Origin of the sequence: Nocardioides humi (genome assembly GCF_006494775.1) — a bacterium.
GTDB lineage: Bacteria > Actinomycetota > Actinomycetes > Propionibacteriales > Nocardioidaceae > Nocardioides > Nocardioides humi.
In genome coordinates this window covers 335,208-359,646 of sequence record NZ_CP041146.1, presented here as the reverse complement: position 1 = coordinate 359,646, position 24,439 = coordinate 335,208, and the positions used below count along the sequence as shown (strand labels likewise).

At 71.1% G+C, this 24,439-nt stretch carries 28 protein-coding genes and 2 pseudogenes; 13 read left to right on the top strand and 17 right to left on the bottom strand.

Annotated features, from left to right (window positions below; genetic code table 11):
• Window positions 1-131: 131 nt before the first annotated feature.
• The gene (locus FIV44_RS01735; RefSeq protein ID WP_141002995.1) at window positions 132-647 is read right to left on the bottom strand and encodes a class I SAM-dependent methyltransferase; all 516 of its coding nucleotides are present in this window, start codon (window positions 645-647) and stop codon (window positions 132-134) included.
• A 50-nt stretch (window positions 648-697) separates the two neighbouring features.
• On the opposite strand from FIV44_RS01735, the gene dapB reads away from it, so the two are divergent.
• Window positions 698-1,480: a 4-hydroxy-tetrahydrodipicolinate reductase gene (gene dapB, locus FIV44_RS01730; RefSeq protein ID WP_141002994.1), complete on the top strand. Its 783-nt coding sequence runs from the start codon at window positions 698-700 to the stop codon at window positions 1,478-1,480.
• Here dapB and FIV44_RS01725 read toward each other — a convergent pair.
• The 3 genes from FIV44_RS01725 to FIV44_RS01715 are packed head-to-tail and all read right to left on the bottom strand — an operon-like array spanning window position 1,477 to window position 2,987.
• Entirely contained in the window at window positions 1,477-1,782 is a 306-nt protein-coding gene (locus FIV44_RS01725; protein WP_141002993.1) for an AzlD domain-containing protein, read from the bottom strand. The two genes, dapB and FIV44_RS01725, sit on opposite strands and share 4 nt — an antisense overlap.
• A complete protein-coding gene (locus tag FIV44_RS01720; RefSeq protein ID WP_141002992.1) occupies window positions 1,779-2,447 on the bottom strand; it encodes an AzlC family ABC transporter permease in 669 nt (222 codons plus the stop codon). Before FIV44_RS01720 ends, FIV44_RS01725 begins: the two co-directional genes overlap by 4 nt.
• A gap of 6 nt (window positions 2,448-2,453) precedes the next feature.
• Window positions 2,454-2,987 carry a GNAT family N-acetyltransferase gene (locus tag FIV44_RS01715; RefSeq protein WP_141002991.1) on the bottom strand — a complete coding sequence of 178 codons (534 nt, stop codon included), beginning with the start codon at window positions 2,985-2,987 and terminating at the stop codon, window positions 2,454-2,456.
• Between the two features lie 52 nt (window positions 2,988-3,039).
• On the opposite strand from FIV44_RS01715, the gene FIV44_RS01710 reads away from it, so the two are divergent.
• Window positions 3,040-4,050: an aldo/keto reductase family protein gene (locus FIV44_RS01710; RefSeq protein WP_141002990.1), complete on the top strand. Its 1,011-nt coding sequence runs from the start codon at window positions 3,040-3,042 to the stop codon at window positions 4,048-4,050.
• A gap of 225 nt (window positions 4,051-4,275) precedes the next feature.
• Here FIV44_RS01710 and FIV44_RS01705 read toward each other — a convergent pair whose 3' ends face one another.
• A complete protein-coding gene (locus FIV44_RS01705) occupies window positions 4,276-4,863 on the bottom strand; it encodes a DUF3043 domain-containing protein (protein ID WP_141002989.1) in 588 nt (195 codons plus the stop codon).
• Window positions 4,864-4,926: 63 nt separating this feature from the next.
• On the bottom strand, window positions 4,927-6,102 hold the full coding sequence (gene nadA / locus FIV44_RS01700) for a quinolinate synthase NadA (protein WP_141002988.1): 1,176 nt from the start codon (window positions 6,100-6,102) through the stop codon (window positions 4,927-4,929).
• Window positions 6,103-6,184: 82 nt separating this feature from the next.
• Between nadA and FIV44_RS33790 the strand changes: the two are divergent.
• From FIV44_RS33790 to FIV44_RS01680, 5 genes and pseudogenes are all read left to right on the top strand, one after another.
• Window positions 6,185-7,269 (top strand): annotated as a pseudogene (locus tag FIV44_RS33790) (glycerate kinase family protein).
• Window positions 7,270-7,384: 115 nt separating this feature from the next.
• The gene (locus FIV44_RS01690; RefSeq protein WP_219996242.1) at window positions 7,385-7,855 is read left to right on the top strand and encodes a DUF4334 domain-containing protein; all 471 of its coding nucleotides are present in this window, start codon (window positions 7,385-7,387) and stop codon (window positions 7,853-7,855) included.
• A complete protein-coding gene (locus FIV44_RS33005) occupies window positions 7,852-7,983 on the top strand; it encodes a hypothetical protein (protein ID WP_281285792.1) in 132 nt (43 codons plus the stop codon). Before FIV44_RS01690 ends, FIV44_RS33005 begins: the two co-directional genes overlap by 4 nt.
• Window positions 7,938-8,972: an NAD(P)-dependent alcohol dehydrogenase gene (locus FIV44_RS01685; RefSeq protein ID WP_219996241.1), complete on the top strand. Its 1,035-nt coding sequence runs from the start codon at window positions 7,938-7,940 to the stop codon at window positions 8,970-8,972. The genes FIV44_RS33005 and FIV44_RS01685 overlap by 46 nt, the downstream gene beginning before the upstream one ends.
• Window positions 8,973-9,030: 58 nt before the next feature.
• A complete protein-coding gene (locus FIV44_RS01680) occupies window positions 9,031-9,447 on the top strand; it encodes a HesB/IscA family protein (protein ID WP_246086759.1) in 417 nt (138 codons plus the stop codon).
• A gap of 86 nt (window positions 9,448-9,533) precedes the next feature.
• Here the strand turns inward: FIV44_RS01680 and FIV44_RS01675 are convergent, their stop codons facing one another.
• Window positions 9,534-9,746, bottom strand: coding sequence for a hypothetical protein (locus FIV44_RS01675; RefSeq protein WP_141002986.1), 213 nt, complete (start codon window positions 9,744-9,746; stop codon window positions 9,534-9,536).
• A gap of 140 nt (window positions 9,747-9,886) precedes the next feature.
• On the opposite strand from FIV44_RS01675, the gene FIV44_RS01670 reads away from it, so the two are divergent.
• On the top strand, window positions 9,887-10,822 hold the full coding sequence (locus FIV44_RS01670) for a carbohydrate kinase family protein (protein WP_141007677.1): 936 nt from the start codon (window positions 9,887-9,889) through the stop codon (window positions 10,820-10,822).
• Here the strand turns inward: FIV44_RS01670 and FIV44_RS01665 are convergent.
• The 3 genes from FIV44_RS01665 to FIV44_RS01655 all read right to left on the bottom strand — a co-directional run bounded on the left by FIV44_RS01665 (window position 10,819) and on the right by FIV44_RS01655 (window position 12,937).
• Window positions 10,819-11,412: a Uma2 family endonuclease gene (locus tag FIV44_RS01665; protein ID WP_181410926.1), complete on the bottom strand. Its 594-nt coding sequence runs from the start codon at window positions 11,410-11,412 to the stop codon at window positions 10,819-10,821. The two genes, FIV44_RS01670 and FIV44_RS01665, sit on opposite strands and share 4 nt — an antisense overlap.
• A 173-nt stretch (window positions 11,413-11,585) precedes the next feature.
• Complete coding sequence (locus FIV44_RS01660) at window positions 11,586-11,810, bottom strand: sulfurtransferase TusA family protein (protein WP_246086758.1); 225 nt, start codon at window positions 11,808-11,810, stop codon at window positions 11,586-11,588.
• A gap of 8 nt (window positions 11,811-11,818) precedes the next feature.
• Window positions 11,819-12,937 carry a cysteine desulfurase family protein gene (locus tag FIV44_RS01655; RefSeq protein WP_141002983.1) on the bottom strand — a complete coding sequence of 373 codons (1,119 nt, stop codon included), beginning with the start codon at window positions 12,935-12,937 and terminating at the stop codon, window positions 11,819-11,821.
• Between the two features lie 376 nt (window positions 12,938-13,313).
• Between FIV44_RS01655 and FIV44_RS01650 the strand changes: the two genes are divergently transcribed.
• The 4 genes and pseudogenes from FIV44_RS01650 to FIV44_RS01635 all read left to right on the top strand — a co-directional run bounded on the left by FIV44_RS01650 (window position 13,314) and on the right by FIV44_RS01635 (window position 17,503).
• Window positions 13,314-13,907 (top strand): cytochrome c oxidase subunit II, encoded by a 594-nt coding sequence (locus FIV44_RS01650; protein ID WP_181410925.1) that lies wholly within the window; start codon window positions 13,314-13,316, stop codon window positions 13,905-13,907.
• Window positions 13,904-15,591 (top strand): annotated as a pseudogene (gene ctaD, locus FIV44_RS01645) (aa3-type cytochrome oxidase subunit I). The gene FIV44_RS01650 and the pseudogene ctaD overlap by 4 nt, the downstream one beginning before the upstream one ends.
• Entirely contained in the window at window positions 15,591-16,007 is a 417-nt protein-coding gene (locus tag FIV44_RS01640; protein ID WP_141002981.1) for a cytochrome c oxidase subunit 4, read from the top strand. Before ctaD ends, FIV44_RS01640 begins: the two are co-directional and overlap by 1 nt.
• Window positions 16,008-16,291: 284 nt before the next feature.
• Window positions 16,292-17,503 (top strand): L,D-transpeptidase, encoded by a 1,212-nt coding sequence (locus FIV44_RS01635; RefSeq protein ID WP_246086757.1) that lies wholly within the window; start codon window positions 16,292-16,294, stop codon window positions 17,501-17,503.
• On the opposite strand, the gene FIV44_RS01630 is transcribed toward FIV44_RS01635, so the two are convergent.
• The 7 genes from FIV44_RS01630 to FIV44_RS34275 form a co-directional block, all read right to left on the bottom strand.
• Window positions 17,476-17,970: a hypothetical protein gene (locus FIV44_RS01630; protein WP_141002980.1), complete on the bottom strand. Its 495-nt coding sequence runs from the start codon at window positions 17,968-17,970 to the stop codon at window positions 17,476-17,478. The two genes, FIV44_RS01635 and FIV44_RS01630, sit on opposite strands and share 28 nt — an antisense overlap.
• Window positions 17,955-18,869, bottom strand: a complete 915-nt coding sequence (locus FIV44_RS01625; RefSeq protein ID WP_141002979.1) for a hypothetical protein — start codon at window positions 18,867-18,869, stop codon at window positions 17,955-17,957. Before FIV44_RS01625 ends, FIV44_RS01630 begins: the two co-directional genes overlap by 16 nt.
• A gap of 105 nt (window positions 18,870-18,974) precedes the next feature.
• Window positions 18,975-20,690, bottom strand: coding sequence for a cytochrome bc1 complex cytochrome b subunit (gene qcrB / locus FIV44_RS01620; protein ID WP_141002978.1), 1,716 nt, complete (start codon window positions 20,688-20,690; stop codon window positions 18,975-18,977).
• The gene (gene qcrA / locus FIV44_RS01615) at window positions 20,680-21,783 is read right to left on the bottom strand and encodes a cytochrome bc1 complex Rieske iron-sulfur subunit (protein ID WP_141002977.1); all 1,104 of its coding nucleotides are present in this window, start codon (window positions 21,781-21,783) and stop codon (window positions 20,680-20,682) included. Before qcrA ends, qcrB begins: the two co-directional genes overlap by 11 nt.
• Complete coding sequence (qcrC, locus tag FIV44_RS01610) at window positions 21,780-22,655, bottom strand: cytochrome bc1 complex diheme cytochrome c subunit (RefSeq protein WP_141002976.1); 876 nt, start codon at window positions 22,653-22,655, stop codon at window positions 21,780-21,782. Before qcrC ends, qcrA begins: the two co-directional genes overlap by 4 nt.
• Before the next feature lie 58 nt (window positions 22,656-22,713).
• The gene (locus FIV44_RS34280) at window positions 22,714-22,914 is read right to left on the bottom strand and encodes a cytochrome c oxidase subunit 3 (protein ID WP_484213885.1); all 201 of its coding nucleotides are present in this window, start codon (window positions 22,912-22,914) and stop codon (window positions 22,714-22,716) included.
• On the bottom strand, window positions 22,902-23,357 hold the full coding sequence (locus tag FIV44_RS34275) for a cytochrome c oxidase subunit 3 (RefSeq protein WP_484213884.1): 456 nt from the start codon (window positions 23,355-23,357) through the stop codon (window positions 22,902-22,904). Before FIV44_RS34275 ends, FIV44_RS34280 begins: the two co-directional genes overlap by 13 nt.
• Window positions 23,358-23,472: 115 nt before the next feature.
• Here FIV44_RS34275 and FIV44_RS01600 point away from each other — a divergent pair, with 115 nt between their 5' ends.
• A complete protein-coding gene (locus FIV44_RS01600; protein WP_141007675.1) occupies window positions 23,473-24,429 on the top strand; it encodes a cytochrome c oxidase assembly protein in 957 nt (318 codons plus the stop codon).
• Window positions 24,430-24,439: the final 10 nt, after the last annotated feature.

The following is a 24,439-nucleotide window of genomic DNA, read 5'->3' as shown; positions in this document are numbered from 1 at the left end:
CGGTCGCGTCAGGATCGCGAGTTCCGAGAGTCAGGCCAGCCTGGGAGGCGGGCATGCTGCCCCGGCAGATTAACAACAGGTGACGTCGTCAGGGCCAATCGGGCACCGCGCCGCGGGCCCGCGGAGCGGGCTCAGCGGCGCCCGATGATGCCGATCACGGGGGGCATCTTGGAGTCGACGATGTAGACCCGGAAGCCGCCGTCGCGCAGCTGCGCGGACGCCTTGGCGAGGATGTCCGGCACCTGCTCGGGGCGCGAGGTGTCGAAGAACAGGTTGACCGAGCCGCCGGGCATCAGCCGCTCGTGGAGGAGCGCGATCTCCTCGTGGGCGTCGCGCACCCAGAACAGGTTGACGTCGAAGGCGAAGACCTTGGTGAGGCGCTTGACGGGCACCCGGAGGGTGGCCAGGTCGATCTGGCGCACGGTGAGCCGGCCGGCCTCGATGTGCTCGGCGCAGCGCTGCTTGGTGCGGTCGACACCCGCCTCGGAGCGGTCGATCGCGAACATCTTGCCCTTGCCCTCGAGCCGGCGGCAGATGAGGTCCGCCGCCGCGCCGTTGCCGCAGCCGATCTCCAGCACGTGGTCGTTGGGCTGGACGTCCATGAAGTCCACCGCCCACCGGATCCGGGCCGGGATCTTGTTCACCATGGGGTCAGCCTGCCAGAACGGGGGCCGGGCCGACGCACTACCTTGGTGCCGTGAGTTCACGTGTCGCGGATCAGGCAGCAGGCGAGCGACTCCGGGTGGGCGTCCTCGGGTCCCGGGGGAAGGTGGGCGCCGAGGTCGTCAGCGCGGTCGAGGGCGCCGACGACCTCGACTTCACCGTCGGGGTCGACCAGGGCGACCCGATCGCCGCCCTCGCCGAGAGCGGCACCCGCGTGGTCGTCGACTTCACCCACCCCGACGTGGTGATGGACAACCTGCGCTACTGCGTCGAGAACGGCATCCACGCCGTCGTCGGTACGACGGGCTTCGACGACGCCCGCCTCGACATCCTCCGCGGCTGGCTCGCCGACAGCCCGGGCACCGGCGTGCTCATCGCCCCCAACTTCTCCATCGGCGCGATCCTGATGATGAGGTTCTCGGCCGTCGCCGCGCCCTTCTTCGAGTCGGTCGAGGTCGTCGAGCTGCACCACCCGACCAAGGCCGACGCGCCGAGCGGGACCGCGCGTCGTACCGCCGAGCTGATCGCGGCCGCCCGCCGCGAGGCCGGCAGCCCGCCGATCCCGGACGCGACGAGCACCGGCCTGGAGGGCGCCCGCGGCGCCGACGTCGACGGGATCCGGGTCCACGGCCTGCGGATCCGCGGCCTGGTCGCCCACCAGGAGGTCGTCCTCGGCGGCCTGGGGGAGACGCTCACCATCCGCCACGACTCCCTCGACCGGGTGTCCTTCACGCCCGGCGTCCTCACCGGTGTCCGCAGGATCGGCTCGTTCCCCGGCCTCACGGTCGGCCTCGAGCACTTCCTGGACCTCGACTAGAGCAGGCGGACCAGCGCCGCCGCGGCGGCCGAGCCGAAGACCACGACGAGGAAGGGCGCGCGGGCGAGGAGCAGCAGGACGGCCACGCCCAGCGCGAGCAGCCGGGCGTCGAGCACCAGCGCACGGCCCTCGGGCGCGGCCAGCACCTGCACGGTGACGAGCGCGGCGAGCAGCGCCACCGGGATGAGGTCGGCGATCCGGGCCACCAGCGGGTTGCCCAGCACCTTCGCGGGCACGGAGAGCCCGGCGAGCTTGAGCAGGTAGCAGCCGACCCCGGCGCCGAGCACCGCCCACCAGATCATCGGGTCAGCGCTCCCACCAGGACGGCGACACCCGCCGCGACGAGCACCGGCACGCCGGCCGGCGTCACCGTCACCGCACCCGCGGCGACCAGCGCCGCCAGCACCGCGGTCGCCCGCAGCACCGGCGTGCTCAGCCGCGGCCAGAGCAGCGCCAGGAAGGCCGCGCCGACGGCGGCGTCCAGGCCGAGGTCGCGCGGGTCGCCGAGCTGCTCGCCGGCGACCGCGCCGGCGAGCGTCGTGAGGTTCCAGAGCACGAAGATGGTCAGCCCGGTCGTGAGGAACCCGGTCCGCGCCAGCTCCCGGCTCGGGCGGGTCACGCTCATCGCGGTGGACTCGTCGATGAGCACCTGGGCGGCGGCGATTCGCCGCCAGCCGCGGTAGCCGAGCAGCGGCGCCATCCGCAGGCCGTAGAGCGTGTTGCGGGTCCCGAGCAGGAGGGCGGTCAGCGCGCCCGCGAGGGGTGTGCCGCCCGAGCCGAGCACGCCCGCCATCGCGAACTGCGACGCCCCGGTGAACATCACCAGCGACAGGGCGCAGGTCTGGGCGACGTCCAGCCCCGAGGCCACGCCCACCGCGCCGAAGCTGAGCCCGTAGGTCCCGGTCGCGATCGCCACCCCCAGGCTGTCCCGTACGACGCCCCGCCGGGCCTCCTGCTCGGTGCTCATCGGCCGTCAGGCGAGCGCGGTGTGCAGCCGGACCTGCTTGACGGACCCGCTCCCGGCCTCGTCGGCGAGCTCGCGGCTCGCGCCGTCGGGACCCCAGCCGGCGTCGGTCAGGAACGCCCGCAGCACGTCGTCGGTGGCCTCGACCCAGCACACCGCGCGGCCGAAGCCGTCGGCGACCAGGGTGTCGACGCAGGCCTGGAGCAGGCGGGAGCCGTGGCCGGCCCGCTGCTCGGCCGGGTCGACGGTGAACTCGGCCATCTCCCCGTCGGCGGCCGGGTCGGCGTCCGGGTCGGGGCTGGGGCCGGTCACGGCGAAGCCGACCACCCGGTCGTGCGCCAGTGCCACCAGGGCGCGGTGCCGGGCCTCGGGCGGGCGCGCGAGGGACTGCTGCCAGGCCTCGGCGAGGGTGGCGTCGTCGAGCCCGAGCCGCGCGGCCAGCCCGTCGTCGTACCGCTCCCTCCAGGCGCGGAGCTGGACCGCGGCGATCCCGGCGGCGTCGGCCGGCCAGGCGACCCGTACGGAGACGTCAGCAGCGACCATGGCCGCCAGTCTGGCAGGGCGCCGGCATGGACCTGCCCACTAGGGTCGGGGCATGGAGATTCGCAACCTCGGCGCGAGTGGCCTCCGCATCTCGGCCATCGCCTACGGCAACTGGCTCACGCACGGCTCCCAGGTCGAGGAGGACGCCGCGCTGGCGTGCGTCCGGCAGGCCATCGACGAGGGCATCACGACCTTCGACACCGCCGACGTCTACGCCAACACCGCTGCTGAGACGGTGCTCGGGAAGGCGCTGGCGGGGGAGCGGCGCGAGGGCCTGGAGATCTTCACCAAGGTCTTCTGGCCGACCGGTCCGGGCAAGCACAACGACCACGGCCTGTCCCGCAAGCACATCATGGAGTCGATCGACGGCTCGCTGCGCCGGCTCGGCACCGACTACGTCGACCTCTACCAGGCCCACCGCTACGACCACGAGACGCCGCTGGAGGAGACCATGCTGGCCTTCGCGGACGTCGTCCGCTCAGGGAAGGCGCTCTACATCGGGGTCTCGGAGTGGCGCGCCGAGGAGATCCGCGCCGCCGCCGCGCTGGCGAAGGAGCTCCGGGTGCCGCTGATCTCCAACCAGCCGCAGTACTCCATGCTGTGGCGGGTCATCGAGGCCGAGGTGGTCCCGGCGTCGAAGGAGCTCGGGATCGGCCAGATCGTCTGGTCGCCGATCGCCCAGGGCGTGCTGACCGGCAAGTACCTCCCGGGCCGGCCGCCCCCGGCGGGCTCGCGCGCCACCGACACCAAGGGCGGCGCCGACAACGTCGGCCGCTGGCTCAAGGACGACGTGCTGGAGCGGGTCCAGCAGCTGCAGCCGATCGCGGAGGCGGCGGGGCTCTCGATGGCCCAGCTCGCCGTCGCATGGGTGCTGCAGAACGACAACGTCTCCGCGGCGATCATCGGCGCCAGCCGGCCCGAGCAGGTCACCGAGAACGTCGCGGCCGCCGGCGTGCGGCTGGACGCCGAGACGCTGGCCGCGATCGACCGGGTGCTCGACGGCATCGTCGTCACCGATCCGGCCAAGACCCGGTCCCCGCGCCGCTCGGAGATCCTCGGCTGAGCCCCCTCGGCCGCGCCTGGGTCGGGGCGGGCGCTGCTGTAACACGTTGTTCGCAGCCCTGGCAGCCCCGTGGCGACTGTTCCAGCCCCGCACAGACGCCCGATGGCGATGTCTTGCGGCTGGTAGGGGCGCGAACCACGTGTTACAGCCGGCTCGGCCCGTCCGGAGCAACGAGAGCGGCGTTGCGGCTCGCGCGCGGCGCCCGCGGGGGAGCGGTGGCCCGCGCTACTTGTCGTAGTCCTCCGGCAGCGGCTGGCCGATCTTCACGCGGGCCTTGGGCAGGCGCATGAACTTCATCTGCATCGAGCGGGTCAGCGCGTAGTAGGTGGTGCCCTTGAGCGGCTCGTCGGGGAACCGGCGGCGCAGCTCGCGGCGCAGCCGGAACCGCAGCAGCACCATGTCGGTCACCACGAACAGCACCGTGGCCAGCAGGACCAGGCTGCTCGCCTGCACCAGCGCGGAGTTGCCGGTGTAGCCGAGGATCAGGCCGACGATCATCAGCGGGATGACCATCTCGACGATCGAGAAGCGCGCGTCGACGTAGTCGCGGATGAACCGGCGTACCCGGCCCTTGTCGCGGGGCAGGAAGTAGCGCTCGTCGCCGCTCTTCATCCCCTGGCGGATCTTGCGGCTCTCCTCGGCCCGGAACTCGCGCTGCCGGCGCGAGGCCTCCTTGCGGTCGCGCGGCGCCTTGGCGCGGGCCTTCGCGGCGGCCTCGGCCTCCTTGCGGGTGGGCGTCGGGCGGCCCTTGCCGCCCTCCTTGGCGGGCGCGGCGCCCTGCTGCTCGACGGGGGACTTGGTGCGCTTGAACACGCTCAGGCCTTCCTGGCCGGACTGGACTTCGGCTGCGTCGGCCCGGACCGGCCGACCTCGGTGTCAGTCACGATGGGACTTCCCCGGGAGGTCGAGCATCCGCTGCAGCGCGGTGAGCGCGTCGGCCTCGGTCTGCGGGTCGACCTCGATCTGGTTGACGACCACGCCCTCGACGAGGTTCTCCAGCGCCCACACGAAGTGGGGCAGGTCGATCCGGTTCATCGTCGAGCAGTAGCAGACGTTCCGGTCCAGGAACATGATGTTCTTGTCCGGGTGGGCGTCGGCGAGGCGCTGCACGAGGTTGAGCTCGGTGCCGATCGCCCAGCTCGAGCCGGCGGGCGCCGCCTCGATGGTCTTGATGATGAACTCCGTGGAGCCGACCAGGTCGGCCTTGAGGACCACCTCGTGCTGGCACTCCGGGTGGACGAGCACGTTGAGGTCGGGGACCTTCGCCCGCAGCTCGTCGATGACGTCGGCGGAGAACCGGCCGTGGACCGAGCAGTGGCCCTTCCACAGGATCATCCGGGCGTTGGCGAGCTCCTCGGCGCTCAGCCCGCCGTTCGGCTTGTGGGGGTTCCACACGACGCACTCGTCGAGCCCGATGCCGAGCTGCAGGACGGCGGTGTTGCGGCCGAGGTGCTGGTCGGGCAGGAACAGCACCTTGGTGTCCGCGCCCTTCTGCTGGAAGGCCCAGTCGAGCGCGACCTCGGCGTTTGAGGAGGTGCACACGACCCCGCCGTTGCGGCCGCAGAACGCCTTGATCGCGGCGCTGGAGTTCATGTAGGTCACCGGGACGACGGCGTCCTGCACCCCGGCCGCCGCGAGCGCCTCCCAGGCCCTCTCGACCTGCGCGATCCGCGCCATGTCGGCCATCGAGCAGCCGGCGGCGAGGTCGGGCAGGATCACCCGCTGCCGCGGCCCGGTGAGGATGTCGGCCGACTCGGCCATGAAGTGCACGCCGCAGAAGACGATGTACTCCGCGTCCGGGCGCGCCGCCGCGTCGCGGGCGAGCTTGAAGGAGTCGCCGGTGACATCGGCGAACTGGATGACCTCGTCGCGCTGGTAGTGGTGCCCGAGCACGAAGAGCCGCTCGCCGAGCTTCTCCTTGGCCGCGCGGGCGCGCGCCACCAGGTCCGGGTCGGAGGGCGCCGGCAGGTCGCCCGGGCACTCGACGCCCCGCTCGGAGAGCGGGTCCGTGCCCCGGCCCAGCGGCAGCAGCGGAAGGTCCACGGTGGTCATGGCTCCATCCTAGTTTGGCCACCGGCGGACACGGGCCTCGGTGGTGGCCCCACGCCCGTCCGGCTTCCGCCATGATGACGCCATGCGCGTCCTCGTCGCCCCTGACAAGTTCGCGGGCACCCTGACGGCCGTCGAGGCGGCCGAGGCGATCGCGGCCGGCTGGCGCCGGTACGCGCCCGACGACGAGGTCGTCCTCGCGCCCATGTCCGACGGGGGCCCCGGCTTCGTCGACGTGCTGCACGCGAGCCTCGGCGGTGACCTGCTGGCCGTCGTGGCGGAGGCGCCGCAGGGGCACGAGGTGCCGGCGACGATCCTCAAGGTCGGCGACACGGTGTACGTCGAGAGCGCCCAGGTCTGCGGGGTCCACCTGACCGGCGGCACGATGGGCGAGTTCGGTACGACGGTCGGCGTCGGGCGGCTGCTGCTCGAGGCGGTCAACGCGGGCGCGACCCGGGTGGTGGTCGGGCTCGGCGGGTCGGGGACGAACGACGGCGGGGCGGGGCTGCTGGCCGCGCTGGGCGCCGACGCGGACGTCTCGCTGGACGTCGGCGGGATCTTCCTCGACGGGGTCACCCGGGTCGACCTCAGCATCGCCCGGGGACTGATCGACGGGGTCGAGATCATCGCGGCGACCGACGTCGACAGCCCGCTCACCGGCCTGTTCGGGGCGACCCGGACCTTCGGCGCGCAGAAGGGCCTCGACGAGGAGGCCCAGATCCTGCTCGACGGCTTCCTGGAGCAGTTCGCCGCGGCGACCGACCGCCGGGTGTCGCTGGAGCCGGGCGCGGGGGCCGCCGGCGGCCTGGGCTTCGCGCTGATGCTGCTCGGGGGACCCGGGTCTCGGGCATCGAGCTGGTCGCCGAGGCGGTGGACCTCGCCCGGCAGGCGGGCGCCGCCGACCTGGTCCTCACCGGTGAGGGCGCCTTCGACTTCAGCAGCCGGGCCGGCAAGGTGCCGGCGGGCGTGGCGGCGGTCGCCGCGGCCGCCCTCCGGCCGTGCGTGGCGCTCGCGGGCCAGGTCCTGGTCGGCTCGCGCGAGATGCGCGCGCTCGGCATGGACGCGGCGTACTCCCTCGTCGACGCGGTGGGGGAGGAGCGCGCCTTCGGCGACCCGGCGGGGGCGCTGGCCGAGCTCGCCGCACGGGTGGCGCGGACCTGGTCGGGCTGAGAGATTCCGCCAGCAGGTGCCGCCTGCTGCGCGCCGTGATGCACGCACACTGGCGGAATCTCTGAATCCCGCGCATCCCTCGCCCGAACAGTGGAACGTGTTCTAGATTGCTCGCGTGACCGACCTCAGAACGCGCTTCGACGACCTGCGGGCCGCCGCGCACGCCGATCCCGGCGACCTGGACGCCCTCTGGGCCGATCTCGCGACCGTGGCGGTCGACGAGATGCTCGGCGCCTGGCGTGGCGGCGACTTCGCCACCGGGCACGTCGCCGGCACGATCCTGCAGGAGGTGCGCTGGCACGGGAAGCGGTTCGACAGTCCGCTCGAGGCGGTCCCGCTGGTCTGCCGCGACGAGGACGGCCAGCTCTACTCCAACCTCGCGGCCGGTGGCGGCGGCGAGGCGTCGCTGTGGCCGGTCGGCTTCCGTGGCGAGGTCACCGCCACGATGGTCTACGACAGGCTGCCCGTCCTCGACCACTTCAAGAAGGTCGACGCCGACACCGTGATGGGGATCATGAACGGCAAGCTCGCCGGCACCTTCGGCATCGACGACCTCTACTACTTCTGGCTGGAGCGTGACGCGTGAGGACCACCGCCTATCTCGTCGAGGAGCCGGGCGGCGACTTCGTCCGCGCCGACGTCGACCTCGAGGAGCCCGCGACGACGAGGTGCTGGTCCGGGTCGTCGCCACCGGGCTGTGCCACACCGACCTGACCGTGCCGACGATGCTGCCGCAGGAGATGCTGCCGACCGTCGTCGGCCACGAGGGCACCGGCGTCGTCGAGAGGGTCGGCTCCGCCGTCGCCGGCATCGAGGTCGGCGACCACGTGGTGATGAGCTTCCGCTCCTGCCGGGCCTGCGAGCCGTGCAAGGCCGGCGACGTCGGCTACTGCGAGCAGTCGCTGCTGCTCAACTACCTGGGCATGCGGGCCGACGGCTCGACCACCATGAGGCGCGCGGACGGCGACGGGACCGTCTTCGGCAGCTTCTTCGGCCAGTCCAGCCTCGCCCGCCACGCCCTGGCGTACGCCGACAACTGCGTCGTCGTCGACAAGGCGCTCGACCTGACCCGGCTGGCGCCCTTCGCCTGCGGCTTCCAGACCGGGGCCGGCACCGTGCTCAACGTCCTCGACCCGTCGCCGGAGGAGCCGATCGTGGTGTTCGGCGCGGGCGCGGTCGGCCTGGCCGCGATCGCCGTCGCCCGCGGCGCGGGCCTGGAGACGGTCGTGGCCGTCGACCCGGTCGCCGCGCGGCGCGCCCTCGCCGAGGAGTACGGCGCCCACGCCGTCGACCCCGCCGACGAGACCGCCGACGAGACCGCCGGGCCGGTCGAGGAGCGGGTCAAGGCGCTCACGGGCGGCGGCGCGGCGTACGCGATCGACACGACGGCGCTCGCGCCGGTCGTGCTGCAGGCCCAGCGCTCGCTGCGGCCGCGGGGCCTGCTCGTCGCGCTCGGCCTGGGCGCGGCGGAGTACACCATCGACGCGATCGACCTGCTCCAGTCCGGCAAGATCGTCCGCTCGTCGATCGAGGGGGAGGCCGACCCGCTGGTCACCATCCCCGAGCTGATCGCGCTGCGGGAGGCAGGGAGGTTCGACGTCGACCACCTCGTGACGACGTACCCGTTCGAGCGGATCGCCGACGCCGTGGCCGACGCGAAGGCCGGCACCGTGGTCAAGCCGGTCCTGGTCTGGGGGGAATAACCGCGAGTGTGCGACCATTGAGGCAGTCGAACACCGACCTGACACACCTGGAGTGAGCATGAGCGACAGCTGCTGCGGAGGCGGCCACAGCCACGAGGCCCCCGGCGCGACCACGACCGTCGCGGCACCGGTGGACTTCGAGCGCCGTGAGGACCAGATCAACCTGAGCCCGGTGGCGGCCGCGAAGGTCAGCAGCCTGCTCGAGCAGGAGGGTCGCGACGACCTGTCGCTGCGGATCTCGGTGCAGCCCGGCGGCTGCTCGGGTCTGCGCTACCAGCTCTTCTTCGACGAGCGCACCCTCGACGGCGACGTCGTCACCGACTTCGACGGCGTGGCCGTCGTCGTCGACCGGATGAGCGTCCCCTACCTCAACGGCGCGGTCATCGACTTCGTCGACACGATCGAGAAGCAGGGCTTCACGATCGACAACCCGAACGCCACGGGCTCCTGCGCCTGCGGCGACTCGTTCCACTGAGTCGCACGCCGCACGGCGACGACGAAGGCCCCAGCCGATCGGCTGGGGCCTTCGTCGTTCCCGCCGTGTACGCGGGACGCTGCCGCTCAGTCCAGGTGGAGGTGGAGCGCGTTGGCGAGGCGCTGGGCGGCCTCGGAGATCTCGATGTCGCGCTTGGGGGTCTCGCGCGGGCGCTCGTCGTAGTGGAAACTGGGCGCGGGGCGGGTGGCCTTCACCGCCGCCTCCTGCAGGCGGCGGCTGACGGCCTGGCAGTCGGCGTGCAGGTCGGCGGGGGCGGCGATCTCTTCGTACGGCGGCATGTCCTCGACGCTAAGCGTTACTTCCGGGTATCCCCAGTGGGATCGCGGTCGCCGCGGCAACGGCTCGGTTAAGGTTCCGTGTCGTGACTGCACCCACGGGCTCCCTCCTGATCGCCGGCTCGATCGCCACCGACCACCTGATGACCTTCGGCGGCCGGTTCGCCGACTCGCTGGTCGTCGACCAGCTCGACAAGCTCTCGGTCTCCTTCCTGGTCAACGACCTCGAGATCCGCCGCGGCGGGGTGGCGCCCAACATGTGCTTCGGCCTGGCCCGCCTCGGGCTGCGGCCGGTGCTCGTCGGGGCGGCGGGCGAGGACTTCGCCGACTACCGCTCCTGGCTCGAGCGCAACGGGGTCGACTGCGACTCCGTGCACATCTCCGAGAGCAGGCACACCGCCCGCTTCGTGTGCACCACCGACACCACGATGGCCCAGTTCGCCTCCTTCTACCCCGGTGCGATGAGCGAGGCCAGCCAGATCGAGCTGCTCCCGATCGTCGAGCGGGTCGGGGCACCGGCGTACGTCCTCATCGGCGCCGACGACCCCGAGGCGATGAAGCGGCACACCGAGGAGTGCCGCCAGCGCGGCTACGCCTTCATCGCCGACTGCTCCCAGCAGCTCGCGTTCGCCGAGGGCGACCTGATCCGCGACCTCATCGACGGCGCCGCGATCCTGTTCTCCAACGAGTACGAGTCGCACGTCATCGAGAAGAAGACCGGCTGGAGCGAGGCGGAGATCCTCACCCGCGTCGGCCTGCAGGTCACCACGCTCGGCAAGGACGGCGTCCGGGTCACCTCCAGCGACGGCACGTCCTTCGAGATCCCGGCGGCCAAGGACGTCGCCGCCGTCGAGCCGACCGGCGTGGGCGACGCCTTCCGCGGCGGCTTCCTCGCGGCGCTCTCCTGGGGCACCTCGCTCGAGCGCGCCGCCCAGGTCGGCTGCGTGCTCGCCGCCTACGTCGTCGAGACCGTCGGCACGCAGGAGTACGACTTCACCCACGAGCAGTTCGTGGGCCGGATCCGGGACTCGTACGGCGACGAGGCCGCTGCCGAGGTCGCCAAGCACCTGGGCGTCTAAGGGCGCAGCAGCGCGTCGAGGTCGAGCGCGACCTCGCCCCACTCGCCGACCGTCACCGTGCCGGTCGGGGACTTCTCGTCGAGGTCGAGCAGTCGGTCCCAGCCCTCGCCGTTGTTGACGAACACCGACAGCGTGCGCCGGTCCCGGTCCACGATCCAGTACTGCGTGACCTCCCCCTGCTGGTACTCCCCGGACTTGCGGACCGTGTCCTCGCTGGCGGTCGACGGTGAGAGCACCTCGACGACGAGGATCGGCGTGCTGTCGTCGTAGACCACGGCCGGGTCCTTCTCGGGGAAGACCGCCACGTCGGGGATCCGGTAGCGCTGCTGGCGCTGCCAGCCCGCCTCGGTCCGCACATCGAGCTCGTCCGCCAGCGACTCCTCGATCACGTTGGCGATCCGGCGCTGGGCCTTGTTGTGGCCGCTGGCGGCCGGCGGGCTCACGATGACCTCGCCGTCGACGTACTCGGCGTGCATCCCCTCAGGGAGTGCCAGGTACTCCTCGAGCGACATCGGCAGGCGCTCCAACTTGGTCGGCCACGCCGGCCAGTCCGCCCACGCGGGCAACGACGACATAGTGACTCCCGACATCGACACATTCCTGCTCCCATCATGATGACACGCGAACCGTGCGAGGAGCATCGATCAGCCGCCAGGCGCCGGCAACCGCTCATCCACAGCACTCGTCTGCGCCGAGCGCGTCTCCGGCGCGATGACGAGGGGCAGCAAGCTGCCGTCGCGCGCCTCCCGCCGCGCTGCCGGCGTCAGCTGACCCGCCGCACGACGTACCGCGGCGCGCCGTCGTCGGCGACCTCCTCGCCGACGTACTCCTGCCCGCGCATCCGGCACCACGCCGGTACGTCGTGGCGGGCGGCCGGGTCCCGGGCGACCACGGCCAGCAGGTCGCCGACCGCGACGCCGGGCAGCGCCTTGGCGAGCTCGATGATCGGCCGGGGGCAGGGGAGGTCGCGGCAGTCGATCTCGGTCACGGGCGAGCTCACAGGCCGGCCTCCGCCCGGATCCGGTGGACCTCCTCGGCGAGGGCCGCGCAGAACGCCTCGACCTGCTCGACGGTGGTGTCGCGGCCGAGGGAGACCCGGACGTTGCCGTGGGTGAGGGCGCCCATGGCGGCCAGCACGTGGCTGGGCTCGAGCGTGGAGGCCGTGCAGGCGGAGCCGCTGGCGACGCCGAAGCCGCGGCGGGCGAGGGCGGCCACGATCTCGTCGCCGCCGACGTACAGGCAGGAGAAGGTGACCAGGTGGGGGAGCCGGGCGACCGGGTCGCCGACCACCTCGGTGTCCGGCAGGGCGCCGGCGGCGGCGCGGATCCGGTCGACCAGCGCGAACCGTCGCGCGGCGACCTCCTCCCGCTCGGCCAGGACCGCCTGGAGTGCCGCCGCGGCGGCGAGCGCTCCCGGGACGTCCGGGAACCCGCCGAGCTGGTCGAGGCCGTCGTCGCCGGGGAACGGGTTGGTCCAGCGGGTGCCGCGGCGCACCGCGAGGACCCCGACGCCCGCAGGCCCGCCCCACTTGTGGGCGGACGCCGTCAGCGCGGCCCAGCGGCGGGGCAGCGGCACGTGGCCGGCCGCGGCCGCCGCATCGACCAGGAGGGGTACGTCGGCGGGCAGCTCCGCCTCGTCGACCGGCTGCAGCGTGCCGACCTCCTGGTTGGCGGCCTGCAGCGCGACCGCGCCCACGCCGGGCCGGCCGGCGGCCTCGGCGAGGGCGGCCAGGTCGACCCGCCCGGCGGCGTCCACCGGGACGCTCGCATGGGCGGTCGAGGGGCGCCAGGCGGCTGCATGGAGGACCGAGGAGTGCTCCACCGCGCCGTGCACGATCCCGTCCCGTCCGGTGGCCGCGGTCAGGCCGAGCAGGCCGCGATGGACGGCCTCGGTGCCCGAGGCGGTGAAGCCCACCTCGTCGGGGCGGGCGCCGAGGCACTCGGCGACCACGGCGCGGGCGTTGTCGAGGAGCAGCCGGGCGTCGCGCCCGGCGGCGTGGAGGCGCCGCGGATCGCCGTACCCACGGTCCAGGGCGGCCAGGAGCGTCTCCCGCGCGGCCGGGTGCAGCGGTGCCGACGAGGCCGTGTCGAGGTAGACCTCGGAAATGCTGCTCACGACCCGACTCTAGGGGAGGCCCCCGTGCCCGGTGGGGGTCGCTCTCCGCTAGTGTTCGCAATAGTTCTGACCCTCGAGAGGAAGGCTCGTTCGTGGGCTGGTGGCACCCCGAGCGCACGCGTGGCAGGCAGCGACGATTCCGTCGCGCGACCCCGCTCGCCGGATTCGTCGTACTCGCGCTCGTGCTCTCCGGATGCGGCACCGACTCCCAGTGGGAGCGGGTGGGCATGCCGGAGATCAAGTCCGAGCAGGGCGAGCACATCCTGCAGCTGTGGCAGGGCGCCTGGATCGCCGCGCTGGTGGTCGGTGTGATCACCTGGGCGCTGATCATCGGGGTCCCGATCTGGTTCCGCCGTCGCAGCGACGACGAGGTCCCGTGCAGACCCGCTACAACCTGCCGATCGAGATCTTCTACACGATCTTCCCGGTCATCATGGTCATCGCGTTCTTCGCGCAGACCGTGCGGGTCCAGAACATCGCGCTCGAGCACGTCGACAACCCCGACGTGATCGTCAAGGTCGTCGGCCAGAAGTGGCAGTGGACGTTCAACTACCCCGACTCGGTGGACACCCCGGAGGGCACGAACGTCTTCGTCTCCGGCACCGGTGACGACATCCCCACCCTGGTCATCCCGGTCGACAAGACCATCGAGTTCCAGCTCTACAGCCCCGACGTCATCCACAACTTCGGCATCCCGTCCTTCGCGATGCGCATGGACGTCGTGCCGGGCAACGACAACTCCTACCAGGTGACCCCGACGGCGACCGGCGAGTTCGCCGGCAAGTGCTACGAGCTGTGCGGCGCCTATCACTCGCGGATGCTGTTCAACGTCAAGGTCGTCACCGAGGCGGAGTACGAGGCCTTCCTCGCCGATCTCGCCGAGGATCCCGCGCACGTCTCGGAGGAGCCGATCAAGGGCGGCAAGTACTCCACCGAGCTCATCAACGACGACGAGGGAGAGCACGAGTGACCACTCTCGCGCGTTCCGCGGACCTGAGCCAGCGCAAGCCGCTCGGCAAGCAGCTCGTCCGCATCATGACGACGACCGATCACAAGCTGATCGGCAACCTCTACTTCGGCACCGCCATGGCCTGGTTCATCGCCGGCGGCATCATGGCGCTCCTCATCCGGTCGGAGCTCGCCTATCCCGGCAGCCAGGTCGTCAACGAGGAGCTCTACAACCAGCTCTTCACGATGCACGGCACGATCATGCTGCTGCTGTTCGCGACGCCGCTGTTCTTCGGCTTCGGCAACGCGATCATGCCGCTGCAGATCGGCGCGCCCGACGTCGCGTTCCCGCGCCTGAACATGTTCAGCTACTGGCTGTACCTGTTCGGCGGCCTGATCGCCGGCGCCGGCTTCCTCACCCCGCAGGGCGCCGCGTCCTTCGGCTGGTTCGCCTACACGCCGCTCTCCGACTCGGTCAACAGCCCCGGCGTCGGCGGCGACCTGTGGATCATGGGTCTGTGGATGGCCGGTCTCGGCACCATCCTCGGCGCGGTCAACTTCATCACCACGATCATCTGCATGCGCGTCCCCGGCATGACCATGTTCCGGATGCCGATCTTCGTCTGGACCGTGCTGATCACCGCGATCCTCGTGCTGATCGCGTTCCCGATCCTCGCCGGCGCGCTGCTGTCGCTCGAGGCCGACCGACAGCTCGGCGCCCACGTGTTCGACAGCTCCCACGGCGGCGCCATCCTCTGGCAGCACCTGTTCTGGTTCTTCGGCCATCCCGAGGTCTACATCATCGCGCTGCCGTTCTTCGGGATCATCTCCGAGATCCTGCCGGTCTTCAGCCGCAAGCCGATCTTCGGCTACATCGGCCTGGTCGGCGCGACCCTCGGCATCGCGATCCTCTCGGTCGCCGTGTGGGCCACCACATGTTCGTCACCGGCGCGGTCAATCTGCCGTTCTTCTCCGGCATGACCTTCCTCATCGCCGTCCCGACCGGCGTGAAGTTCTTCAACTGGATCGGCACGATGTGGGGCGGATCCGTGCGCATGGACACGCCCATGCTCTGGTCCATCGGCTTCCTCACCACCTTCCTGTTCGGTGGCCTGACCGGCATCATCCTGGCCAGCCCGCCGCTGGACTTCCACGTGTCGGACTCCTACTTCGTGGTGGCGCACTTCCACTACACGGTCTTCGGCACGGTCGTGTTCGCGATGTTCGCGGGCTTCTACTTCTGGTGGCCCAAGCTCACCGGCCGGATGCTCGACGAGCGGCTCGGCAAGATCCACTTCTGGCTGCTGTTCATCGGCTTCCACACCACCTTCCTGGTCCAGCACTGGCTGGGTGTCGAGGGCATGTCGCGCCGCTACGCCGACTACCTGCCCAAGGACGGCTTCACCGCGCTCAACCAGGTGTCGACCATCGGCGCGTTCATCCTCGCCTCCTCGATGCTGCCGTTCTTCTACAACGTCTACGTCTCCCGCAAGGGCCCGCTCGTCAACACCGACGACCCGTGGGGCTGGGGCCGGTCGCTGGAGTGGGCCACGAGCTGCCCGCCGCCGCGTCACAACTTCCACTCGATCCCGCGGATCCGCTCGGAGTCGCCCGCGTTCGACCTCCACCACCCGGAGATCGCCGCCATCGAGATGTACGACGAGCCGGTCGCCGCAGGCGCCGGCGCCAAGGAGGTCGACGCCTGATGAAGGTCGAAGCATGGATCTTCGGCGTGACGACCGTCTTCCTGGTGCTCGTCAGCCCCGCGTACTGGTTCATCACCGACGCCGGTGACTCCGGCGCCGACTGGACCGGCACCTCCGCGCTGGTCATGACCACCCTCCTGTGCGCCATGATCACCCTGTACCTCGGCTTCCACGCCAACCGGATGGACGCCCGGCCGGAGGACCTCAAGGACGGCGAGATCGCCGACGGCGCGGGCGAGCTCGGCTTCTTCCCGCCGTACTCCTGGTGGCCGCTGTGGTGCGCTGCGACCCTGAGCCTGATGGTGTTCGCGCTGGCCGTGCTCGCTTGGTGGCTGTTCATCATCGGGATCGTGCTCGGCGCGCTCGCGCTCAGCGGCTGGATCTTCGAGTACTACCGCGGGGTCTACGCGCACTGAGTTGGTTGGCGCGAGCGCGTCGCCTGTCGAGCAGCACCGCACGGTCCCTCGCTGCGCTCGGACCGCGGGCGCCGCTCGACGCGCTTCGCGCGGGCGCCGCGCTGCCGCGCTCGCGGTCGAGGTCCGCTCGGTGAGCGGCTCGCTGGCGGCCAGACGCTTCGGCGCTTGAGGTCCGCTCGGTGAGCGGCTCGCTGGCGGCCGGACGCGGTCGCGGAGCTCACGGTGTGACACCGCCGACGTGTTTCCAGCCGGGAATCGGTGTGTCGGGCAGGTATTCTCGTGCGGTGCCTTCCCCGCTCACCCGTCGTCAGCGCGCCCTGCGCCTCGCCGCCGTCCTGTCGGCGATCGTGCTCGTCGCGTCCGGATGCGACGGGTCGGGCTTCGTGCCGGGCGGTGGCGGCGGGTCCGCCGACGAGACCACGGCCGCGGCGGCGTCCGAGGCGGTCGTCACCACCAACGTGAAGGACGACGCGACCGGCGTACCGGTCGACAAGGTCGTCAAGGTGCGGGCCGAGGAGGGCACGCTCACCTCCGTGGTGCTCAAGTCGAAGGCGGGCCGGATCGAGGGCGAGCTCCGCGCCGACGGCACCCGCTGGGTCGCGTCGGGCCTGCTCGAGCCCGGGGTCCGCTACCGGGTGCGGGCGGTCGCGCAGAACAGCGACGGCAAGCAGGTCGAGAGCGTGTCCACCTTCACCACCCGGGAGCTGAGCCTCGCCGAGCAGACCTATCCGTCGGTCGCGCCGCTGGAGGGGGAGACGGTCGGCGTGGGCATGCCCGTCATCGTCACCTTCGACCTCCCGGTCGAGGACAAGGCGAGCTTCGAGCGGCACATGACCGTCACCTCGACGCCCGCCCAGGCCGGCTCGTGGTACTGGGTCAGCAGCAAGGAGGCGCACTGGCGCCCCGAGAAGTACTGGAAGGCCGGCACCAAGGTCAGCGTCGACGTCGCCGTCAACAGCGTCAGCGCCGGCGGCGGCATCTACGGCCAGGAGGACCGCAAGGTCGACTTCGAGGTCGGCGACAAGCACGTCTACAAGGTCAACGCGCGCACCCACCAGATGCGGGTCCTCGAGAACGGCAAGCTGCTCCGCACGCTGCCGATCACCACCGGCAAGGCCGGCTTCACCACCCGCTCCGGCGTCAAGGTGATCATGGAGAAGTACACCCAGAAGCGGATGAACTCCGAGACCGTCGGCATCGCCCGCGGCTCCGCCGAGGCCTACGACATCGACAACGTCAAGTGGGCCATGCGCGTGACCAGCTCCGGCGAGTTCATCCACGCCGCCCCCTGGTCGGTCGGCTCCCAGGGCCGCGCCAACGTCTCCCACGGCTGTACCGGCATGAGCACCGACGACGCCGCGTGGCTCTACGACATGACCCGCCGTGGCGACGTCGTCGAGTACGTCGGCACCGACCGCCCGATGGAGCCCGGCAACGGCTGGGGCGACTGGAACATCTCGTGGGCCGACTACGTCGCGGGCTCCGCGCTCAGCTGAGCGCTCTCAGCGGCTTCCAGGGCGCTGTCCGTACCGACAGGCCGTTGGCCGAGGATCCGTGCGAGAACCAGCGCGAGGAGCGCACCCGCACCGGCCGCGGCGGCGATGAGCGCGAGCTGATCCCTGGCGGCCAGGTAGAGGTCGTTCTCCCGCCAGGCGAAGCCGCGACTGTATGCGATGTCGTAGACGGCTCCGGGAAAGACGAGGGCGCTCTGGCAGCACACGGCGACCACGGAGAGCAGCCGCTCGACCGGCCGGACCTCGTGCAGACAGCAGGCCAGCAGCGGCACCAGACACGTCAGGGTCTCCAGGCCGAGCCGATTGCCCCAGAATCCGGTGCCGCCGTGGAACTGGTTCAAGGCAGCCTGGACCAGGAGGTAGGCCGCACCGGCGCCCGCCAGGACCCGTGCCCAGTCGGGAGTCGCTCGCCATCCCCTGGCTACGGGAGCAATCAAGACGAGCAGCACCGGCGTCCAGACGAAGAGCCCGGCCCGGGCGAGACGAGGTAGCCGAGCACGTTGGCGATGCCCAGAGTGCTGCGCTCGCCCAGCCGATCGACGCCTCCGTAGCCTCCCGTGGCCGCGTTGAGCCCCCATGCGCCGTACATCCAGTGCCCCCAGACGAACGTCAGAGTCAGCAGCGCGACGCTGGGGATGCCGACCTGGACTGCGATCGCCGGCCGGCGCCGCCACAGGGCGACGCCGAGCCCCAGCAGCGCGACGATGAGGGCCACGTGGAGTCGCCCCCACAGCCCGATCCCGCCGAAGAGACCGACCAGCCACCAGCGCTCGCGGCGGGCGCCCCACGCCATTCCGGCGATGCCGAGGGTGGTCACCCCGTGGGTCCAGAGGGCGTCGGCCAGCAGTGACCAGTACGGGGTGGCGAGGGCAAGTGTCAGGCCGACGGCGACGAGCGCACGGCGAGGGACGAGGTCGCGGACCGAGAGCAGCACGAGAAGCACGGTGGTTGCGGCGAGGAGCGCGGCCGTCAGCCCGCCGGGTACGGCCGAGGGCGTCGAGGCAGAGTCTGGGGCGAGTCGCGCCTGGATCCAGTACGCCGGCACCCCGGCCGCGATGACGCCTGGGGTCCGGCGGACGACGGCACGCCCGTTGTGCTCGTTGTAGGTCCAGAAGAGGCCGAGCTCCGACCACTCCCCGGCGCTTGCGGTGCCGTCGGCGGTGCGCCGTCCTCCCTCCGGGTTGTCCAGCCAGGGCGCGCCTGTGTGGGCGATCTGCCAGGATGCGACCTCGGCCGAGGCGATATCGACGCTCCGCCAGCTCGTTGAGATCGTCAGGCCGTAGGTCGTGGCGAGGAGCAGCCAGCACAGAGCCCAGACGGCGCGTTCGCGGCGTAGGAGGGTGGTCACGGGAGAACGGTAGGCGCGCCGATGGGGAAGGCGGATCGGCCGAACCGCTCGGAAATCGCGACGGCCGTAGTCCTGAGGGACTACGGCCGTCGTGGTGGCGCCGGCTCAGTGCTCGGTCGGACCGTGCCGGTTGGGCCCGGCGGCGATCTGCGACTCCAGCTCGTGGAGCTCGTGCTCGGCGTGGTGCTGGGCGTCGTGCAGCTCCTCGGCCGTGGGCTTCTGGACGTTGTCCGCGAAGAACACGGTGGCGAGTCGTGCGCGCAGCCTGCGCAGCCGCAGGCTGCGGCCCGTGGCGCCGGAGGCCTCGATCTGCTCGGGCGTCTCGGGCGTGGGGTCGTCGTCGCGCGCGGTGAGCGTGTAGGCCTTCGCCTCGGGCAGCGGCAGGTGCTTCTCGGCGTACGCGCCGTCGGGGGAGCGGACCAGGACGCCGGACTCGTAGCCGTGGAGCAGCTTCTCCTCGTCGTGACGCTGCAGCGAGATGCACCAGCGCCGGGTGATGAGGAACGCGATCACCGGACCGATGAACACCGCGGCTCGCAGGAAGTACGTGATCTGGTTGATGCTCAGGTGCATCTTGATCGCGATGATGTCGTTGCCGCCCGCGGCCCAGGAGAGGCCGTAGAAGGTCATCAGCGCGACCATGATCGCGGTCCGCGTCGGCGCATTGCGCGGGCGCTGGAGCAGGTGGTGCTCCCGCTTGTCGCCGGTGATCCAGGCCTCGATGAACGGCAGCGCCATCAGGATCATCAGCATCAGCGGCGGCATCACGAGGATCGGGATCATGACGTTCCACGACAGGGTGATGCCCCAGATGTGGGTCTCCCACGGCGGGATGATCCGGAGCAGGCCGTCGGGCCAGCCCATGTACCAGTCGGGCTGCGAGCCCGCGGTCACCTTGGACGGGTCGTACGGGCCGTACTTCCACACGGCGTTGATCGAGAACAGGCCGCCCATCATCGCGATCGTGCCGAACACGATGAAGAAGAAGCCGCCCGCCTTGGCCGCGTAGACCGGGAGCATCGGGTAGCCGACGACGTTCTGCTCGGTCCGGCCGGGCCCGGGCCACTGCGTGTGCTTGTGGTAGACGAGCAGCAGCATGTGCGCGGCGACCAGGGCGAGCAGCAGGGCCGGGATCAGCAGGATGTGCATGGCGTAGAAGCGGGGGATGATCGCGTCGCCCGGGAACTCGCCGCCGAACAGGAAGAACGACATGTACGAGCCGATGACCGGGGAGGCCTTCATGAAGCCGTCCGCGGCCCGGACGCCGGTGCCCGAGAGCAGGTCGTCGGGGAGCGAGTAGCCGGTGAAGCCCTCGATCGTGCCCAGCAGCAGCAGGAGGCAGCCGATGACCCAGTTCAGCTCGCGGGGCTTGCGGAACGCGCCGGTCAGGTAGACCCGGAGCATGTGGATCATCATCGAGGCGATGAAGATCATCGCGCCCCAGTGATGCATCTGCCGCATGAGCAGACCGCCGCGGACGTCGAAGGAGATGTCCAGCGTGGAGGCCATGGCCGAGGACATGTGGACGCCGCGCAGCGGGTCGTAGGAGCCGTCGTACTGGATCTCGGTCATGCTCGGGTCGAACCAGAGCGTCAGGAAGACACCGGTCAGCAGGACGACGACGAAGCTCCACAGCGCGATCTCGCCGAGCATGAACGACCAGTGGTCCGGAAAGACCTTGCGGATGTTCTTCTTCATCGCCGCGCCGAGGCCGAGCCGCTCGTCGGCCCAGTTGGCGATGGCGCCGGCGGCCTGGCCGCCCTTGGTGGTCGCGGGGGTCGTGCCGTTGGTCGTGGCGACCTTGCTCACATCAACGCTCATAGTAGTCACGCTCCCAGAAGCTCGGGCCGACCGGTTCGTCGAAGTCGCTCTGCGCGACCAGGTAGCCCTCGTCGTCGACCGTGATCGGCAGCTGCGGCAGCGGGCGCCCGGCAGGACCGAACACCACCTTGCCGGAGTCGGCGAGGTCGAAGGTGGACTGGTGGCACGGGCAGAGCAGGTGGTGGGTCGTCCGCTCGTTCAGCGAGATCGGGCAGCCGACGTGGGTGCAGATCTTCGAGTAGGCGACGATGCCGTTGACCGTCCAGTTGGCCCTGCTGTCGCCGTTCGCGTCCTTGCCCGGCTTGATGTCGCCCGGGTTCATCCGGAGCAGGATCAGCGACGCCTTGGACTTGTGGATCTGGAGGTTCACGCCCTCGACCTCGGTCGGGTCGATGTCGTAGCGCTCCGGGTTGTGCAGGGCGTCGGGCTGGCAGTTGACCAGGTCGCCGATCTCGAGGTCCGAGGCGAGGATCGGCGTCCAGATGCCGTCGCGGACGATCCGCATCGGAGCGTTCGGCGTGCCGCTGCCCCAGATCGTGTGGTACAGCTTCCGTCCCGGCAGCGGGCCGAGGTCGCGGAGCAGGACGACGGCGGGCAGGCCGAGCAGGCCGACCGCGCCCAGCAGCGAGTTGCGGATCAGCGGCCGGCGGCCGATGCCGGACTCGGCGATGCCGTCGTTGAGCGCCTGGACGGCGACCTCGCGGTCCTCGTCGGAGGACTTCGCCGGGTGGCGCAGCTCGACGATCTCGTGGTCGGCCATCAGCTTGCGGGCCCAGTGGATGATGCCCACGCCGATGAAGAGCAGCGCGAGGCCGAGGAACAGGCCCAGCGCCATCGTCGAGGCGCCGAAGCCGCCGATGACGTGCCAGTTGTCGCCGATGTCGAGGGTGAAGTAGGCGACCAGGAAGGCGACCGTCGAGACGGCCGAGAGGCCGAACAGCGCGGCGACCTGGCGCTCCGCGCGCTTCTCCTTGGCGGGGTCGACGTCCGTCGGCCGCCACTGGTGGTCGGGCAGGCCCGGGTCCGGGATCGGCTCGGCGACCGCGAGCTCGCCCCCGTGCGGGTCGGAGTGGGTGTCGTGTACGTCGGTCACGCTGCCGCCTCGTCCTTCTTCTTGCTCGAGCGGGTGGTGTGCGCTGCGATCCAGACGGCGAAGCCGACCAGGAGGCCGATGCCCACGACCCAGGCGATGATGCCCTCGCTCACCGGGCCGAGGCCGCCCAGCGTGAAGCCGCTGTAGCTCGGGGCCTCGTTCAACGTGTTGAGATAGGCGATGACGGCCTTCTTGTCCTCCGGCGGGATGTTGCCGTCGGAGAAGGTGTCCATCGACTGCGGGCCGGTGAGCATCGCCTCGTAGATGTGCCGGGGCTCGACGTCGCGGATCTTGGGGGCGTAGCCGCCGCGGGGCATGGCTCCGCCGGAGCCCTCGAAGTTGTGGCAGGCGGTGCAGTTGGCGAGGAAGATCTGGCCGCCGCGGACGACGAGCTCCTCGATCTCCTTCTCGCTCATCCCCTCGGTGGAGTAGAGCTCCTTGTCGGGGATGGCGGGACCGGTGCCGAGCGAGGCGACGTACGCCGCCAGCGCGGCGGTCTCCTCCTTGGTGTAGACGACCTCCTTGCGCGGGGCCTGCGAGCCCGGCTGGGCCATCGGCATCCGGCCGGTGCCGACCTGGAAGTCGACCGCCGCGGCGCCCACGTCGGTCAGCGCCGGGCCGTACTGCGAGCCGCCCTGGGTGAGGACGCCCTCACCGTTCTGGCCGTGGCAGAACGCACAGCCGACCAGGAAGAGCTCACGGCCCTCCTTGACCAGCGCCGCACTGTCCTGGTCGGTGTCGGCCTGGGCCGGCGCGAGCGCCGCGTAGGCGCCTCCTGTCAGCAGGAGGGCGCAGACGAGCACCAGGAGTCCGGCGATCGGACCGCGGCGGTGCCGCGAGAGTCGACCGGCGGAGCGGTTCAGAAGGCGCACATTCAGTCCTTGTCAGTCCGGAGGATCCAACAGCTCTTCGTCATCGGGGCCCGCCGCGTCACTTGATCAGGTAGATCGTCGCGAACAGGCCGATCCACACGACGTCGACGAAGTGCCAGTAGTACGAGACGACGATCGCGCTGACCGCCTGCTCGTGCGTGAAGCGCTTCGCGACGTACGTCCGGCCGAGGACGAAGAGGAAGGCGATGAGACCGCCGGTCACGTGGATGCCGTGGAAGCCGGTGGTCAGGTAGAACATCGTGCCGTAGGCGTCGTGGGGATGGTGACGCCGTGGTGGATGAGCTCGGCGTACTCGAGCGCCTGGCCGCCGATGAAGATCGCGCCCATGACGTAGGTCAGGATGAACCACTCGCGCAGGCCCCACTTGCCGATCTGGAGCAGCGAGCCGGCGCGCGAGACCTGCCCGCGCTCGGCGGCGAACACACCCAGCTGGCAGGTGAAGGACGACAGCACCAGGATCGTGGTGTTGACCGAGGCGAAGGGGACGTTCAGCAGCTCGGTGTTGTCCGCCCACATCTCCGGCGACACGGAGCGGATCGTGAAGTACGCGGCGAAGAGCGCCGCGAAGAACATGAGCTCGCTGGACAGCCAGATGATCGTGCCGACGGCGACCATGCTGGGTCGGTCGTGCTGGCCGTGCAGGCGCGAGGCCGGAAGGGATGCCGAAGCTGAGATCGCCACGGGCGCCATTATGGCGGTAACGCTTCCCGTCGGCATCCCGACCCCCCGTTCTGGGTGGTGACCGGGCAAGACCTACGCTCGAACCGGTCCTGAACGGGCCAGGGAGGTACGCGTGATGCTGGTGTTGTCGTCCGCGACAGGTGGGGTCGAGGACCTGCCGCCGTTCGACGCCGGCGCCCTGATCTCCCAGTGGGGGATCGCGCCGCTGCCGCTCGTGGTCACCGTGTGGGCCACTGGCCTCTACGTGGTCGGCGTCCTCGCCCTGCGCCGGCGCGGCGACAGCTGGCCGGTCGGCCGGTCGATCGCGTGGGGCGTCGGCATGCTCGCGTTCTACCTGGCGACGTCGTCCGGCCTGGCGGCGTACGACACGGTGCTGCTCAGCGCGCACATGGTCCAGCACATGGTGCTGTCGATGGTCGTCCCGCTCTCGCTCGCCCTCGGCGCCCCGGTCACCCTCGCGCTGCGGACCCTGCCCCGCCGGCCCCGCGGCTGGCTGCTCGCCGTGCTGCACTCGCGGCTCGCCAAGGTGCTGGGGTTCCCGCCGCTCACCTTCGGTCTCTACGTCATCTCGCCGTGGGCGCTCTACTTCAGCGGCTGGTACGAGGCCTCGCTCCGGTCGACGTACGTCCACGAGATGATGCACGTGCACCTCGTCGTCGTCGGCGCGCTGTTCTTCTGGCCGATCGTCGGGGTCGACCCGCTGCCCGGCCGGGTGGCCCACCCGTTCCGGGTGCTGCTGACCGTGATGACGCTGCCGTTCCACGCCTTCCTCGGCGTCACGATCATGGGCCAGAAGACGCTCCTGGGCGGCGACTGGTACCCCGCGCTGCACGACGGCCCACTCGGGGCCTGGCTGCCCGACCCCTTCGAGGACCAGCGGCTGGCCGGCGGCATCCTGTGGGGCGCGGGGGACCTCGTCGGCGTCGTGTTCTTCGTCGTCCTCTTCGCCCAGTGGGTGCGCTCCTCGATGAAGGAGGCGGAGCGCGAGGACCGCCGCCTCGACCGCCTCGAACGACAGGAGCGGCTCGCCGCGACCGAGGTCACGGCCCCGGACCGGGCGCCGTCCGAGTAGCATCGCGCGG